The organism is Cribrihabitans neustonicus, assembly GCF_048820895.1.
Lineage (GTDB): Bacteria > Pseudomonadota > Alphaproteobacteria > Rhodobacterales > Rhodobacteraceae > Cribrihabitans_A > Cribrihabitans_A neustonicus.
Map to the genome: position 1 here is coordinate 547705 of NZ_JBMERQ010000001.1, position 14225 is coordinate 561929.

Annotated in this window: 16 protein-coding genes; 10 read left to right on the plus strand and 6 right to left on the minus strand. The window is 63.4% G+C overall.

Annotated features, from left to right (window positions below; genetic code table 11):
- The first annotated feature begins 4 nt into the window (after positions 1 to 4).
- Positions 5 to 292 (plus strand): DUF1330 domain-containing protein, encoded by a 288-nt coding sequence (locus ACOHWE_RS02590; protein WP_420663887.1) that lies wholly within the window; start codon positions 5 to 7, stop codon positions 290 to 292.
- Between the two features lie 86 nt (positions 293 to 378).
- Here the strand turns inward: ACOHWE_RS02590 and ACOHWE_RS02595 are convergent, their stop codons facing one another.
- The 3 genes from ACOHWE_RS02595 to ACOHWE_RS02605 all read right to left on the minus strand — a co-directional run bounded on the left by ACOHWE_RS02595 (position 379) and on the right by ACOHWE_RS02605 (position 3323).
- Complete coding sequence (locus ACOHWE_RS02595; protein ID WP_420663888.1) at positions 379 to 960, minus strand: VOC family protein; 582 nt, start codon at positions 958 to 960, stop codon at positions 379 to 381.
- Between the two features lie 87 nt (positions 961 to 1047).
- Positions 1048 to 2868 (minus strand): translational GTPase TypA, encoded by a 1821-nt coding sequence (gene typA / locus ACOHWE_RS02600; protein ID WP_420663890.1) that lies wholly within the window; start codon positions 2866 to 2868, stop codon positions 1048 to 1050.
- Between the two features lie 119 nt (positions 2869 to 2987).
- Positions 2988 to 3323, minus strand: a complete 336-nt coding sequence (locus ACOHWE_RS02605; RefSeq protein ID WP_420663892.1) for a DMT family transporter — start codon at positions 3321 to 3323, stop codon at positions 2988 to 2990.
- Positions 3324 to 3571: 248 nt separating this feature from the next.
- Here ACOHWE_RS02605 and ACOHWE_RS02610 point away from each other — a divergent pair, with 248 nt between their 5' ends.
- A complete protein-coding gene (locus tag ACOHWE_RS02610) occupies positions 3572 to 4366 on the plus strand; it encodes a class II glutamine amidotransferase (RefSeq protein ID WP_420663894.1) in 795 nt (264 codons plus the stop codon).
- Between the two features lie 54 nt (positions 4367 to 4420).
- Here the strand turns inward: ACOHWE_RS02610 and ACOHWE_RS02615 are convergent, their stop codons facing one another.
- From ACOHWE_RS02615 to ACOHWE_RS02625, 3 genes are read right to left on the minus strand one after another with little or no spacing between them, the layout of a single operon-like run.
- The gene (locus ACOHWE_RS02615) at positions 4421 to 5590 is read right to left on the minus strand and encodes an HD domain-containing protein (protein WP_420663896.1); all 1170 of its coding nucleotides are present in this window, start codon (positions 5588 to 5590) and stop codon (positions 4421 to 4423) included.
- The gene (locus ACOHWE_RS02620; protein ID WP_420663898.1) at positions 5587 to 5850 is read right to left on the minus strand and encodes a hypothetical protein; all 264 of its coding nucleotides are present in this window, start codon (positions 5848 to 5850) and stop codon (positions 5587 to 5589) included. Before ACOHWE_RS02620 ends, ACOHWE_RS02615 begins: the two co-directional genes overlap by 4 nt.
- Positions 5850 to 6503: an alpha/beta hydrolase gene (locus tag ACOHWE_RS02625; RefSeq protein ID WP_420663900.1), complete on the minus strand. Its 654-nt coding sequence runs from the start codon at positions 6501 to 6503 to the stop codon at positions 5850 to 5852. The genes ACOHWE_RS02620 and ACOHWE_RS02625 overlap by 1 nt, the downstream gene beginning before the upstream one ends.
- Before the next feature lie 184 nt (positions 6504 to 6687).
- On the opposite strand from ACOHWE_RS02625, the gene iscR reads away from it, so the two are divergent.
- The 8 genes from iscR (at position 6688) to ACOHWE_RS02665 (ending at position 14219) form a co-directional block, all read left to right on the plus strand.
- A complete protein-coding gene (gene iscR, locus ACOHWE_RS02630) occupies positions 6688 to 7146 on the plus strand; it encodes a Fe-S cluster assembly transcriptional regulator IscR (protein WP_420663902.1) in 459 nt (152 codons plus the stop codon).
- 81 nt (positions 7147 to 7227) lie between these two features.
- On the plus strand, positions 7228 to 8271 hold the full coding sequence (locus tag ACOHWE_RS02635; RefSeq protein ID WP_420663904.1) for a cysteine desulfurase family protein: 1044 nt from the start codon (positions 7228 to 7230) through the stop codon (positions 8269 to 8271).
- A gap of 14 nt (positions 8272 to 8285) precedes the next feature.
- A complete protein-coding gene (gene sufB, locus ACOHWE_RS02640) occupies positions 8286 to 9809 on the plus strand; it encodes a Fe-S cluster assembly protein SufB (RefSeq protein ID WP_420663905.1) in 1524 nt (507 codons plus the stop codon).
- A 94-nt stretch (positions 9810 to 9903) separates the two neighbouring features.
- Positions 9904 to 10659 carry a Fe-S cluster assembly ATPase SufC gene (gene sufC / locus ACOHWE_RS02645; RefSeq protein WP_420663907.1) on the plus strand — a complete coding sequence of 252 codons (756 nt, stop codon included), beginning with the start codon at positions 9904 to 9906 and terminating at the stop codon, positions 10657 to 10659.
- Positions 10660 to 11940, plus strand: coding sequence for a SufB/SufD family protein (locus ACOHWE_RS02650; protein ID WP_420663909.1), 1281 nt, complete (start codon positions 10660 to 10662; stop codon positions 11938 to 11940).
- Positions 11940 to 12425, plus strand: a complete 486-nt coding sequence (locus tag ACOHWE_RS02655) for a YIP1 family protein (RefSeq protein ID WP_420663910.1) — start codon at positions 11940 to 11942, stop codon at positions 12423 to 12425. The genes ACOHWE_RS02650 and ACOHWE_RS02655 overlap by 1 nt, the downstream gene beginning before the upstream one ends.
- Complete coding sequence (locus ACOHWE_RS02660) at positions 12410 to 13006, plus strand: YIP1 family protein (RefSeq protein WP_420663912.1); 597 nt, start codon at positions 12410 to 12412, stop codon at positions 13004 to 13006. Before ACOHWE_RS02655 ends, ACOHWE_RS02660 begins: the two co-directional genes overlap by 16 nt.
- A complete protein-coding gene (locus ACOHWE_RS02665; protein WP_420663914.1) occupies positions 12999 to 14219 on the plus strand; it encodes a cysteine desulfurase in 1221 nt (406 codons plus the stop codon). Before ACOHWE_RS02660 ends, ACOHWE_RS02665 begins: the two co-directional genes overlap by 8 nt.
- Positions 14220 to 14225 lie beyond the last annotated feature (6 nt).

Below are 14225 nucleotides of genomic sequence, written 5' to 3' on the forward strand. Positions count from 1 at the left end.
GCAAATGGGCGCACTCTGGATCGCGCATGTCACCGTTACCGACGCCGAGGCCTACGGCAGATACGCCGAGCTGGCGGGGCCTGCCATCGCCAAGCACGGCGGCGAATTTATCGCCCGGGGCGGCCGCTTTGTGCAGCTGGAGGGCAAGGAGCGGCCGCGCAACGTCGTCGCCCGTTTCCCCAGCGTCGAGGCGGCAGTCGACTGCTACAACAGCCCCGAATACCAGGAGGCCTTGAGCCACGCGCGCGACGCCTCCGAGCGTGAGCTGATGGTGGTGGAGACCAGCGAGTAGGCCAGAGTGCCTGCCGCAAACACCCCGCCGGTTTGAGTATTTCGGGAAAGATGAAGGGGAGCGGTGCTGGCCGCTCCCTTTTTCCGTCAGTATGGGTTGCGCGGGCTGCGGTCGGCTGAGAGGCTCTGCTGGCGCCGCTCCACCAGGGTTTCGATGGCATCGGCCAGATGCGACTCCTGGATATTGTAGTCTTCGCGCGCCAGCCGGATACGGTGGGCTTCGATCATCACATCTGCATGGGTGTAGCCGGCGGGCGGCTCAAACCGGTAGCAGGCAAGTTCGATCAGGAGCCCCATCGGGTCCTTGAAATAGATCGAGTCCATAAAACCGCGGTCCTTGGGCCCGGAATGCCCGATCCCGCGCGCCTCCAGCCGCTGAACGGCCTGGCTGAAGGTGGCCTTGCTCACGTTGAACGCAAGGTGATGCACGCAGCCCGGTTCGGTGGGGGTGCGGCGCGGGTCCGGCGTGCGGTTTTCATTGGTGAAGACGGTGATCAGACGGCCATCCCCCGGATCGAAGTAGAGGTGGCCTTCGTCCGGGTTGTCCAGGTTCGGCTGATCGAAGACAAAGGGCATCCCCAGCACGCCCTCCCAGAAGTCGATCGATGTCCGCCGGTCTGCTCCGGTCAGCGTGATATGATGGACGCCCTGCACTTGCAGCTTCTGCATCTGTTTCTCCCCCGATTTTGGGAGACGGTAGCACGGCAGATGCAGACAGCAAAAAAAGGCCGCCCAGGAGGGCGGCCTTTTATTGGATCAGCTGGCGGCCTTGGCCATCCGCTTGCGCTCGTGCGGGTCGAGATAGCGCTTGCGCAGACGGATCGAGTTGGGGGTCACTTCCACCAGCTCGTCATCGTTGATGTAGGCGATGGCCTCTTCCAGCGACAGGGTGATGGGCGTGGTCAGACGCACCGCGTCATCGGTGCCCGAGGCGCGCACGTTGGTCAGCTTCTTGCCCTTCAACGGGTTCACTTCCAGATCGTTGTCGCGCGAATGCTCGCCGATGATCATGCCGGTGTAGACCTCGGCCTGGGCGCCGATGAACATCTTGCCGCGCTCTTCGAGGTTCCACAGCGCATAGGCCACGGACTGGCCGTTCTCCATCGAGATCAGCACGCCCGCGCGGCGGCCCGGGATCGCGCCCTTGTGAGGCGTCCAGCCGTGAAACACGCGGTTCAGCACGCCGGTGCCGCGGGTGTCGGTGAGGAATTCGCCGTGGTAGCCGATCAGCCCGCGCGAGGGCACATGGGCGATGATGCGGGTCTTGCCGGCACCGGCCTGGCGCATCTCCACCAGGTCGCCCTTGCGCGCACCGGTGATCTTCTCGATCACCGCGCCGGAATACTCGTCATCCACGTCGATGGTGACTTCTTCCACCGGCTCCATGCGCTGGCCGTCTTCCTCGCGCATGATCACCTGCGGCCGGGAGATCGACAGTTCGAAACCCTCGCGGCGCATGTTCTCGATCAGAACGCCCATCTGCAACTCGCCGCGGCCGGAGACCTCGAAGGCCTCGCCGCCGGGAGTGTCGGCGATCTTGATCGCGACGTTGCTTTCGGCCTCTTTCATCAGCCGATCGCGGATCACCCGGGACTGCACCTTCTTGCCATCGCGGCCTGCCAGCGGGCTGTCATTGATGCCGAAGGTCACGGTGATGGTGGGCGGGTCGATCGGCTGGGCGTCCAGCGGCTCGTCTACCGCCAGCGCGCAGATGGTGTCGGCCACGGTGGCCTTGGACATGCCGGCAATCGACACGATGTCGCCTGCCTGGGCTTCCTCGATGTCCTGCTGAGCGAGGCCGCGGAAGGCCTGAATGCGGGTCACGCGGAACTGCTCGATCTTCTGACCTACGCGGGTCAGCGCCTGAACCGTGGCACCGACCTTCAGCTTGCCGCTTTCAACGCGGCCGGTGAGCAGACGGCCGACGAAAGGGTCGCTGCCCAGCGTGGTCGCCAGCATGCGGAAGTCTTCGTCCTGGCGGGCGATCTGCTTGGGCTTGGGCACGTGGTTCACTATCAGGTTGAACAGCGCGTGCAGATCCTTGCGCGGCCCGTCAAGTGACGGGTCGGCCCAGCCGGAGCGGCCCGAGGCGTACATATGCGGGAAGTCGAGCTGGTCCTCGTTGGCGTCGAGCGAGGCAAAGAGGTCGAAGACCTCGTCCAGCGCCCGGTCGGGCTCGGCGTCGGGTTTGTCGACCTTGTTCAGCACCACGATCGGGCGCAGGCCAAGCGCCAGCGCCTTGGAGGTGACGAATTTCGTCTGCGGCATCGGGCCTTCGGCGGCATCGACCAGCAGCACAACGCCATCGACCATCGACAGGATACGCTCCACCTCGCCGCCGAAGTCGGCGTGGCCAGGGGTGTCGACGATGTTGATGCGGGTGCCGTGCCATTCGACCGAGGTCGGCTTGGCAAAGATGGTGATGCCGCGCTCGCGCTCGAGGTCGTTGGAATCCATTGCGCGTTCCGCCACCGCCTGGTTCTCGCGGAAGGCGCCGGATTGTTTCAGAAGCTCATCTACCAGTGTGGTCTTGCCGTGGTCGACGTGAGCAATGATCGCAATGTTGCGCAGGTCCATGACGTATGCCTTTGTAAGGAAGTTGGGGCGCGCATAGCCCGATACCGGCCCGAAGACCAGAGGAAATGCGCTTGATTGCCCCGCAAAGGCGGATCAGCGCCCCTTTCCGGGCGCTTGGGTCAGTGGCCGGAGGTCTTTGAAAACAGGTGGATGATGATGATGCCGGTCATGATCAGTACCATGCCCAGCACCGCGGGCCAGTCCAGCCGCTGGCCAAACACCACAAAGGCAATGACCGCAATCAGCAGGATGCCGAGCCCGGACCAGATGGCATAGACCACGCCAACCGGCATGAATTTGAGCGTGAGCCCCATCATGTAAAAGGAGAACCCGTAGGCCACCAGCACGAGGAGTGACGGCCCGAGCCGGGAGAACTGCTGGCTGGCTTGCAGCGCCGTGGTGCCGATGGTCTCCGCCGCGACGGCGATGATCAGGTAGACGTAATGCACGGGCATGGTGCTTTCCCTCCTTGGCGGCGGCCGGTTGCTCCCGGGGTAGCGGATTGCGGCCGCGCGGGAAAGCTCGGAAACGGCACCAACTGGCGCAATTCCGCAAGGCGTGAGGGGGCATTGGCGTTTCCGCAGGTAAGTGTGCGCAAATGCACTGGACCGGCGGGGCGCCGCCTCTTAGGGGAATGATCAGGGTCTTGCCGTATTTTTAGGGGCATTGTCCTGATTCCCTTCACCCGCCAAGGAGCGCCGTAATGTGCCGCTGGGCCGCCTATATCGGAGCCGACATTTTCCTTGAGGACATCGTCACCCGGCCCGCGCATTCGCTGATCGTGCAGAGCCAGAGTGCCGCGAAGTGCAAGACCGCGACCAATGGCGACGGCTTTGGCGTGGCCTGGTACGGCACACGGTCGGAGCCGGGACTCTACCGGGACGTCTTGCCGGCCTGGTCCGACACTAACCTCAGGGCGCTGGCGCATCAGGTCCGATCGGGGCTGTTCCTGGCGCATGTGCGTGCGTCCACGGGTTCAGCGATCAGCCGCAACAATTGCCACCCCTTTGCTGCCGGGCGCTGGAGCTTCATGCACAACGGCCAGGTCGGCGGGTTCGAGCGCTTCCGCCGCTACGCCGACATGTGCATTCCCGATGCGCTGTACGAGCACCGCAAGGGTGCGACCGACAGCGAGGTGCTGTTCCTGCTGGCTTTGCAAGAAGGCCTCGACACCGGGCCGAAGGCAGCGCTGGAGCGGGCGGTGGCACGGATGGAGGCGCTGTCGCGGGAGCGGGGCAGCACACCGCATATGCGGCTATCGGTGGCGATGTCGGACGGGGAGCGGCTTTTTGCGGCGCGCTACTCCTCCGATCACATTGCGCCCTCGGTCTTCTACCGCTGGTGTCCGCAGCTTGGCGGCTGGGCGGTGGTGTCGGAGCCGCTGGAAGATACCGGCGCCGCCTGGAACGAGCTGAAGCCCGGGCAGTTCCTGACGCTAAGCCGCGAGGGAGCGGAGGCCGAGGATTTTGTGCCCGGCGGGATCACGCAAGCAGCCTGAGGATTGGGCTATAAGTAATTGTTATTGAACTGAAAATGAAGCGCGGAACCGGAGTTAGGCCCCGCCACGCTGCGCAAACCAGGGCTCCACTTGCGCACGCACGTGGTCCCACAAGGCGGGTGCGCCGCGTGCCACCTTGGCTCCGACACGGGTGTCGAGCTGCGCAAGGGTCACCTCGTAATCGACCCAGCTGCCGCCGCCGTTCATCAGGTTAAGCAGCACCGGCTGCACCCGGTCGATGGACTTGGCAAAGCGGGCTTCGGGACACACCGCGGCCTCAAACCGCTGCCAGAGTGCGCGCAGCGGCACGCCTTCGTCCTTAGGCAGCAGCCCGAACAGGCGCGCGGCGGCGGCTTCCTCGCGCTCGGCGAGCGCAGCAAGAACCGCGGGATCGGTGACGCTGTGAATGGGCGCGTCGCCGGCGTCAATTTCGACCAGATCATGTAGCAGCAACATCCGCAGCACTTCGTCGAGGTCGATTGGCATTGCGGCGTGCTCAGCCAGCACCCAGGCGTGCATCATGACGTGCCAGCTATGTTCAGCTGAGTTTTCATGCCGCGTACCGCCGCCCAGCTTGGAGGCGCGAAGGACGCCCTTCAACTGATCGGATTCGTTGAGAAATTCCATCCTGCGCGCAAATTCGGCACAAGGTGCTTTGCCGGTCCCGTTCAGAAGCGTCATGGCCTGGGCATAGGCATGCGGCAGGGCCTGCTCCAGCGCCGCGGCGCGGCCGCCTTCGAGGTTGCGGCGGACAATCCCGATATGGCCCGGCAAGGGCGCGCGGCCGCAGAGGGTTTGGAACACCGGCTGGCAATGGTCGAGCCGCTTGGCAAATTGCGCATCGGGGGTCTCCGATGCCTCGAACTCATGCCAAAGGCGCAGCATTTCATCTCCCTGATCGGGAGGCAGCAGGCCGAACAGCCGGTCGGCAGCGGCCTGTTCGGCGGCGGCGACGGCCTGCCAGTCGGACGCGCTGTCGATCGGGTGGTCGCCCGCGTCGATCTCAACCAGGTCGTGCAGAAGCAGCATCCGGATCACCCGGCCGATCTCCACTTCCGGCGCGGCATGAGGCGCCAGCGCCAGCGCATAGAGTGCAAGGTGCCAGCTGTGCTCGGCGGAGTTCTCTGCGCGGGAGCAGTCGAGGATCAGGTTCTGCCGCTCCACCTGGCGGAGTTTGTCGGCTTCCAGCAGGAAGGCGAATTGCGCGTCGAGCCGGGCGCTCACGCTTGCCCCGCCTGCCTGGCCGCGAGCGCTGCTTCGGCCGCGGCCTGCGCTTCAGCCACCTTGCCGTTCAGGAACGTGCGCGCCTTGCGCTCGGCCAGGCGCACGCGCATTTCGGTCAGAAACGCTTCCTCCAGCGATTGCGAAGCGGCGGCCAGAACCTGGCCGACTTCCACATATAGCCGGTCCTCGCCAATGGCGTCCTGCACTTTCAGCGTGTCCTCAGCCAGTTTGGCGGCAAGCGTTTCAATGGTGGACGCCATCAGCGGCTGTTCTCGGTCAGCCTGCGTTTCACATAGTCGCTGACATTGGTTATCAGTGTGTCCATGTGCTTGTCCTGGAAGAAGTGATCTGCGCCCTCAACCTCGGTATGGGTGATGGTGATGCCTTTCTGCTCGTGCAGCTTGCCCACAAGGTTGGCGGTATCGGCCGGCGGCGCCACGCGGTCGGCGGTGCCGTTGATAATCAGGCCCGAAGACGGGCAGGGCGCAAGGAAGGAGAAATCATACATGTTGGCGGGCGGCGACACCGAAATGAAACCGGTGATCTCGGGCCGGCGCATCAGAAGCTGCATGCCAATCCAGGCGCCGAAAGAGAAGCCCGCAACCCAGCAATGCTTGGAGTTGGAGTTCATCGACTGCAGGTAGTCCAGCGCGGAGGCCGCATCGGACAGCTCACCCACACCCTGGTCATATTCGCCCTGGCTGCGCCCGACGCCGCGGAAATTAAAGCGCAGCACGGTGAAGCCCATGTTGTAGAAGGCGTAATGCAGGTTGTAGACGACCTTGTTGTTCATCGTCCCGCCGAACTGCGGATGCGGGTGCAGCACGATGGCGATGGGGGCGTCTTTTTCTTTTTGCGGATGATAGCGGCCTTCGAGGCGGCCTTCGGGTCCAGGAAAGATGACCTCAGGCATGGGTGGTTGGATCCTACTCTCGTTTTCGGGCGTGCCGGCAGAAAACTTGACGAGTTCCGTCGGGCATCTTAGAACGGTTCTAATCACGGCGGGCGGGTGTCCGCCGTCCGTCAGGCTGAGATACGCACAGACGCGGTCAAGGTCAATGATGACGCAGTGCTGCGCTGAATTCGAGGGGTGAAGGATGAAGCTATCCACAAAGGGGCGTTACGCAATGGTTGCGCTGGCGGATATCGCGCTTCAGCCAGCCGGGGAGCTGGTGTCCCTCGGCGATATCTCGAAACGGCAGGATGTTTCGCTGCCGTATCTGGAGCAGCTGTTTGTGAAGCTGCGCCGCGCCGGCCTGGTGGAGTCGGTGCGTGGCCCGGGCGGCGGCTACCGGCTGGCAAAGCCCGCTGCCGACATCCGCATCGTCGATGTGCTATCCGCGGTGGATGAAACCGTGGATGCGATGCACAAGGGCGCGGGCGCTTCGGGCGCGCTGTCCGGCAGCCGGGCGCAATCGCTGACCAACCGGCTGTGGGAAAGCCTGAGCGCACATGTCTATGTTTTCTTGCATCAGACAAAACTGTCGGATGTGGTCAAAAACGACCTTGCGCCCTGTCCGGCGGTACCGAGTCTGTTTGCGGTGGTCGATGATTGAGGGGGCGGCAAGGCGGGAAAGCTTTGCAGCCACCGGCGTTTACGCTTATGAGGCAGCAGCAGCACGGAAAAAGATGACTCCATGACACGGGTTTACCTCGACCATAACGCCACAACCCCGCTGAGGCCCGAGGCCCGGGATGCGATGATCGCGGCGATGGACGTCTGCGGCAACCCGTCGTCGGTCCACGCCGAGGGCCGTGCAGCCAAGGCGCTGGTGGAAAAGGCGCGGGCGCAGGTGGCGGCCGCCTTTGGTGCCGATGGGGCGGACATCGTCTTTACCTCCGGCTCTACTGAGGGTGCGGCCCTGGCGCTGGAGGGCAGAGGCCTGCACGGCGCAGGGGTGGAACATGACGCAGTGCGCGCCTGGACGGTTGAGGATCTAGCTGTAACGCGCGACGGGGTAGTCGAAATTCCGGATCCCGCACAGGCCGCGGTGCAGCTCGCCAATTCGGAAACAGGGATCATACAGGACCTGCCGCAGGGGCTCGCCGTCACCGACGCCACGCAGGCATTCGGCAAGCTGCCGGTGGCTTTCAACTGGCTCGGCGCACAGATGGCCCTGGTCTCCGCGCACAAGCTGGGCGGGCCCAAGGGCTGCGGCGCGGTGGTGATGCGGCGCGGCACCGATCTGCCTGCGCGCATCAGGGGCGGCGGCCAGGAAATGGGCCGGCGCTCGGGTACTGAGAACGTGATCGGCATCGCAGGCTTTGGCGCCGCGGCGGAAGCGGCGGCCCGGGATCTTGCGGATGGTGTTTGGGAACGGGTTGCCGAACTTAGAAATATTCTAGAAGAGGCTCTTGTGGCCGGCGCAAGCCATACTATTTTTGTCGGGAAGGCTCAGAAGCGGCTGCCCAACACGCTTTGCTTTGCGGTGCCCGGCTGGAAGGGCGAGACGCAAGTGATGCAGATGGATCTTGCGGGCTTTGCGATCAGTGCGGGCAGCGCTTGTTCCAGCGGCAAGGTGCGCGCCAGTGCGGTGCTGACCGCCATGGGATACAGCGAGGCCGAGGCGCAGGGCGCGGTGCGTGTCTCGCTCGGGCCCGCAACAACAGAAGAAGAGGTGCTGCGCTTTGCCGAAGCGTGGCTGGCAAAAGAAAAGAAACATCGCGCCCGCGCGGCGTGAATGAGGAGAAGATGATGGCCGCTTTGGACCAGACCCAAGTCAAGGAAGGTGTTGACCAGGAGACCGTGGACGCGGTGCGTGAAGTGGGCGGCGCCTACAAATACGGCTGGGAAACCGATATCGAGATGGAATACGCGCCCAAGGGCGTGAACCCGGATATCGTCCGGCTCATCTCGGAAAAGAACGAAGAGCCGGAATGGATGACCGAATGGCGCCTCAAGGCCTTTGAACGCTGGCAACAGATGGACGAGCCGCAATGGGCGATGGTGCATTACCCGGAGATCGATTTCCAGGACCAGTACTATTACGCGCGGCCCAAGTCGATGGAAGTGAAGCCGAAGTCACTGGATGAGGTTGATCCCAAGCTGCTGGCTACTTACGAAAAGCTCGGCATCCCATTGAAAGAGCAGATGATTTTGGCTGGTGTGGAAGGCGCCGAGGATGCGCCCGCCGAGGGCCGCAAGGTAGCTGTGGACGCGGTGTTTGACTCCGTCTCCGTTGGCACCACTTTCCAGGCGGAGCTGGAAAAGTCCGGCGTCATTTTCTGCTCGATTTCTGAAGCAATCAAGAAGCACCCGGAACTGGTGAAGAAATATCTCGGCTCCGTGGTGCCGGTCTCCGACAACTTTTACGCCACGCTGAACTCCGCCGTCTTCTCCGATGGCTCCTTTGTCTATGTGCCGCCGGGCGTCCGCTGCCCGATGGAGCTGTCAACTTATTTCCGCATCAATGCGGAAAACACCGGCCAGTTCGAGCGCACTCTGATCATTGCCGACAAGGGTTCCTATGTGAGCTACCTGGAAGGCTGCACCGCGCCGCAACGCGACACCGCGCAGCTGCATGCCGCGGTGGTGGAGATCGTCGTCGAGGAAGATGCCGAAGTGAAGTACTCCACCGTGCAGAACTGGTATCCCGGTGACGAGACCGGCAAAGGCGGCATCTACAACTTCGTGACCAAGCGCGCCGACTGCCGCGGCGACCGCGCCAAGGTGATGTGGACCCAGGTCGAAACCGGCTCTGCCGTGACCTGGAAGTATCCGTCCTGCATCCTGCGCGGCGACGACAGCCAGGGCGAGTTCTATTCGATTGCAATCACCAACAACTACCAGCAGGCCGACACCGGCACCAAGATGATCCACCTTGGCAAGCGCACCAAGTCGCGCATCGTCTCTAAGGGCATCTCGGCCGGCAAGGCGCAGAACACTTACCGCGGGCTGGTGTCGATGCATCCGAAGGCGAAAAACTCGCGCAATTACACCCAGTGCGACAGCCTGCTGATCGGCGACAAATGCGGCGCCCATACCGTCCCCTACATTGAGGTGAAGAACAACTCCTCCCGCGTCGAGCATGAGGCAACCACCTCCAAGGTGGACGACGACCAGCTGTTCTACTGCCGCCAGCGCGGCATGGACGAGGAAGAGGCGGTCGCCCTGGTGGTGAACGGCTTCTGCAAGGACGTGCTGCAAGCGCTGCCGATGGAATTTGCGATGGAAGCGCAGCAGCTGGTGGCGATTTCGCTCGAAGGCTCGGTGGGCTGACCCACCGCCTCCGGACCCCGGCATGAGATCCCCTGAGGGGGCAAGGAACAAGGCGGGCCAAGCGCCCGCAACAGAACGCGAAGCGAGGAAAATAATGCTTGAGATCAAGAACCTGCACGTCAAGCTTGAAGAAGAGGAAAAGGAAATCCTGAAAGGCGTCGACCTCACCGTCGAAGCCGGCAAGGTGCATGCGATTATGGGGCCGAACGGCTCCGGCAAGTCCACGCTGTCTTATGTGCTGTCGGGCCGCGACGGCTATGAGGTTACCGAGGGTTCAGCTTCGCTGCTTGGCGAAGACATCCTGGAAATGGAGCCGGAAGAGCGGGCCGCGGCCGGCATGTTCCTGGCGTTCCAGTACCCGGTTGAAATTCCCGGCGTCGGCAACATGACCTTCCTGCGCACCGCCGTGAACGCACAGCGCAAGGCGCGCGGCGAGGAGGAGATCTCCGCGTCCGACTTCCTGAAGCTGGTCCGCGAGAAGGCCAAAAGCCTGAAGATCGACGCCGACATGCTGAAGCGCCCGGTCAACGTCGGCTTCTCCGGCGGTGAGAAGAAGCGCAACGAGATCCTGCAGATGGCGATGCTGGAGCCCAAGCTCTGCATCCTTGACGAAACCGATTCCGGACTCGATGTGGACGCGATGAAGCTGGTGGCCGAAGGCGTGAACGCACTGCGCGATGAAGGCCGTGGCTTCCTGGTGATCACCCACTACCAGCGCCTGCTGGACCACATCAAACCCGACGTGGTGCACATCCTGGCAGACGGCCGCATCGTCAAGACCGGCGGCCCCGAACTCGCGCTGGAAGTCGAGAACAACGGTTACGCCGGCATTCTGGCAGAGGAGGCGTAAATGGCTCTGCCCGAAGTCAAGCAAAACGCTACTGAGGCGCGGCTTGCCGCGCTCACCCTGCCGGAGGGCGGCTGCCTGATGAAGGCGCGCCAGGCGGCGCTGTCGCGGGTTCAGACCATGGGTTTGCCCTCGCGCCGCGATGAATACTGGAAGTACACCAAGCCCGACACTCTGGTGCAGGCCGAGACGCCCAAGGCGGCTGTTTTCGAGACCGGCGAAGCGCCGATGTTCGATGATTTTGACCGTCTGAAGATCGTGTTCGTGGATGGCGTGTTTGATGCCGAAGCGTCCGACGATCTGTCGCTGGAGGAGATCACCATCGAGCGCATTGCCGACATCTGCAGCAAGGACATCCACTGGGCCAAGGATTTGTACGGCGTTCTCGAAGCGCGCGGGCAAACGCCGGTGGAACGTCCGCTGGCGGCGCTCAACACGGCCTTCGCCGCCGACGGTGTGGTGATCCATGTGACCGGCACCCCGTCCAAGCCCGTGAACCTGGTCTACCGCCATGCGGACGAAAGCTCGGACGCTATCCTGCACCACGTGATCAAGGTCGATTCCGGTGCGGCGGCGACCATTCTGGAAAACGGCCCGGCGGCCGCACGTTTCAACAAGTGCATGGAGATTGACGTTGCCGATGGCGGCACCCTGCATCTTGTGCGCGCGCAGGGCCGTGACCATGAACGCCGGGCGGCTACCCACCTGTTTGCGCGTCTGGGTAAGGAGTCCGTGTTCAAGTCGTTCACGCTTACCGTGAATGGTGTGCTGACCCGCAATGAGGCGGTGGTTGAACTGACTGGCGACGACGCGGTGGTCCATGTCGCAGGTGCCTGTGTTGGGGATGGCGAATTCCACCACGACGACACTGTCTTTATCACCCACGACGCCGTGAACTGCGAAAGCCGGCAGGTCTTCAAGAAGGTGCTGCGCAACGGTGCGACCGGCGTGTTCCAAGGCAAGATCCTGGTGAAGGAAGGCGCGCAAAAGACTGACGGATATCAGATTTCGCAGTCTTTGCTTTTGGATGACGACAGCCAGTTCCTCGCCAAGCCCGAGCTTGAGATCTATGCCGACGATGTGGCCTGCTCGCATGGCTCCACTTCCGGCGCGATCGACGAGGAAGGCCTGTTCTATCTCCGCTCGCGCGGCGTGCCCAAGGCGGAGGCGATCGACCTGATGACCCTCGCCTTCCTCGCTGAGGCGGTGGAGGAGATCGAAAACGGCGACGTGGCGAACGCGATCATCGCCCGCCTGCAAGGCTGGCTGGCCCGGCGCCACTGATGTCCGTCACCACGGATATCCCCGCAACCTACAGGGGGCCGCGCAGGGTGTTTGCGCGGCTTCTTGGCGCGGGCCCGCGTGAAGACCGGCTGCTGGCGATGCTGATTGCGGCCTGCTCTCTCCTGTTTGTCGCGCAGATGCCAAAGCTGGCGCGGCAGGCGCATCTGGAGGGGCAGGAGCTGAACATGCTGCTGGGCGGGGCGCTGCTCGGCCTGGTGTTTATCCTGCCGCTGATGCTTTATGCGGTGTCTTGGTTTGTGCACCTGATCGCACGCGCTGCAGGGGGGCAGGGCAGCAGCTATCGCTCCCGGCTGGCGCTGGTCTGGGCGCTGCTTGCGGCGAGTCCGCTGATCCTGCTGCACGGGCTGGTGGCTGGTTTCATCGGCCCGGGCCCGGCGCAGGATCTTGTGGGCTTTTTGTGGTGCGTGGTGTTCGTGTGGTTCTGGGTATCCGGCCTGATCCAAGGCTATTGGGCGCGGGCATGAGCGTGCTGGCTGACTTCGCCCTCCTGACGGTGAGGACGCCGGGGGAAGCGGCGCGGCGCCTGTTGGAGCGCAGCTGGAGCCGTGAGGTGCTCTGGACCGCGTTCCTGCTGTCGGTGGTGCTCAACACGCTGGTCTATACGCTCCAGCAAGTCCTGTTCCCGCTGCCCGCCGAGGTGCTCGTGCCGCGGTTTTCGCCTGGCGTCTATTTTGCGCTGATGATGGCGGTGCAGATCGGCTTTATCGCCATGCTGACCACCACGGGGCGCTGGCTTGGCGGCGACGGTGATCTCAAGGCGCTGCTGGTGCTGGTGGTATGGCTGCAGCTCCTGCAGGCCGCCGCCAATGCCGTTGTCAGTTTCGTTTTCCTGGTGCTGCCGATCCTGGCTGCCTTGCTGAACCTCGGAGTCAATTTACTGGCGTTCTTCATCCTCTTGCATTTTGTCAAAGAGGCGCACAGCTTCGGCTCCGTCTGGCGGGCGCTGGGGGTTGTCCTGATGGCCAGCCTGATCCTGCTTTTCGCCGCTATTTTTCTTGCCGGTCTGATCGGGCCGGCCAATCTGGGACTGCCCGACAATGTATGACGTGGAAAAAATCCGTGCCGACTTCCCGATCCTCTCGCGCGAGGTGAACGGCAAGCCGCTGACCTACCTGGACAATGGCGCCTCGGCCCAGAAGCCGAAGGTGGTGATCGACGCTGTGAACCGTGCGTATGCCGAGGAATACTCAAACGTTCACAGGGGCTTGCATTACCTTTCTAACCTCGCGACAGAAAAGTATGAAGCGGTCCGCGGCACCATTGCGCGTTTCCTGAATGCAGCCGACGAGCGCTCGATCGTGCTGAATTCCGGCACCACCGCGGGTATCAACCTGGTAGCCTATGGCTGGGCCATGCCCCGCATCGGGCCCGGCGACGAGATCGTGCTGTCGGTGATGGAGCACCACGCCAATATCGTGCCCTGGCACTTCCTGCGCGAACGCCAGGGGGCAGTGCTGAAATGGGTCGATACCGAAGCTGACGGCAGCCTCGATCCGCAGAAGGTGATCGACGCCATCACCCCGCGGACCAAGCTGGTGGCCGTTACCCAATGCTCCAATGTGCTGGGCACCGTGGTTGACGTGAAAACCATTACCGCGGCGGCCCACGCCAAGGGCGTGCCGGTGCTGGTCGACGGCTCGCAGGGCGCGGTGCATATGCCGGTCGACCTGCAGGACATCGGCTGCGATTTCTATGCGATCACCGGCCACAAGCTCTACGGCCCCTCCGCCTCCGGCGCGATCTACATCCGCCCCGAGCGCATGGCCGAGATGCGCCCCTTCATCGGCGGCGGCGACATGATCAAGGAAGTCAGCAAGGACCAGGTGATCTACAACGACCCGCCGATGAAGTTCGAGGCCGGCACGCCGGGCATCGTGCAGATCATCGGCTTGGGCGCGGCGCTGGAATATATGATGGATCTCGGCATGGAGGACATCGCCGCTCATGAGGCTTCCTTGCGCGATTACGCGCTGGAGCGGCTTGGCGGTCTGAACTGGCTCACGCTGCAGGGCACCGCACCGGGCAAGGCGGCGATCTTCAGCTTCACCATGCAGGGCGCGGCGCACGCGCATGACGTCTCCACCATCCTCGACAAGAAGGGCGTGGCGGTGCGCGCGGGCCACCATTGCGCCGGGCCTCTGATGGATCACCTGGGCCATTCCGCAACTTGCCGCGCATCCTTCGGCCTCTACAACACCAAGGCCGAGGTCGACACTCTGGTCGACGCGCTGGAGCTGGCGCACGAGCTCTTCGCCTGATGCAAA

What these genes read in the sequence shown, in the direction of transcription:
- ACOHWE_RS02590 (WP_420663887.1), top strand. Translation starts at nt 5, where the DNA reads ATGGGCGCACTCTGGATCGCGCATGTCACCGTTACCGACGCCGAGGCC.
- ACOHWE_RS02595 (WP_420663888.1), bottom strand. Translation starts at nt 960, where the DNA reads ATGCAGAAGCTGCAAGTGCAGGGCGTCCATCATATCACGCTGACCGGA.
- typA (WP_420663890.1), bottom strand. Translation starts at nt 2,868, where the DNA reads ATGGACCTGCGCAACATTGCGATCATTGCTCACGTCGACCACGGCAAG.
- ACOHWE_RS02605 (WP_420663892.1), bottom strand. Translation starts at nt 3,323, where the DNA reads ATGCCCGTGCATTACGTCTACCTGATCATCGCCGTCGCGGCGGAGACC.
- ACOHWE_RS02610 (WP_420663894.1), top strand. Translation starts at nt 3,572, where the DNA reads ATGTGCCGCTGGGCCGCCTATATCGGAGCCGACATTTTCCTTGAGGAC.
- ACOHWE_RS02620 (WP_420663898.1), bottom strand. Translation starts at nt 5,850, where the DNA reads ATGGCGTCCACCATTGAAACGCTTGCCGCCAAACTGGCTGAGGACACG.
- ACOHWE_RS02625 (WP_420663900.1), bottom strand. Translation starts at nt 6,503, where the DNA reads ATGCCTGAGGTCATCTTTCCTGGACCCGAAGGCCGCCTCGAAGGCCGC.
- iscR (WP_420663902.1), top strand. Translation starts at nt 6,688, where the DNA reads ATGAAGCTATCCACAAAGGGGCGTTACGCAATGGTTGCGCTGGCGGAT.
- ACOHWE_RS02635 (WP_420663904.1), top strand. Translation starts at nt 7,228, where the DNA reads ATGACACGGGTTTACCTCGACCATAACGCCACAACCCCGCTGAGGCCC.
- sufB (WP_420663905.1), top strand. Translation starts at nt 8,286, where the DNA reads ATGGCCGCTTTGGACCAGACCCAAGTCAAGGAAGGTGTTGACCAGGAG.
- sufC (WP_420663907.1), top strand. Translation starts at nt 9,904, where the DNA reads ATGCTTGAGATCAAGAACCTGCACGTCAAGCTTGAAGAAGAGGAAAAG.
- ACOHWE_RS02650 (WP_420663909.1), top strand. Translation starts at nt 10,660, where the DNA reads ATGGCTCTGCCCGAAGTCAAGCAAAACGCTACTGAGGCGCGGCTTGCC.
- ACOHWE_RS02655 (WP_420663910.1), top strand. Translation starts at nt 11,940, where the DNA reads ATGTCCGTCACCACGGATATCCCCGCAACCTACAGGGGGCCGCGCAGG.
- ACOHWE_RS02665 (WP_420663914.1), top strand. Translation starts at nt 12,999, where the DNA reads ATGTATGACGTGGAAAAAATCCGTGCCGACTTCCCGATCCTCTCGCGC.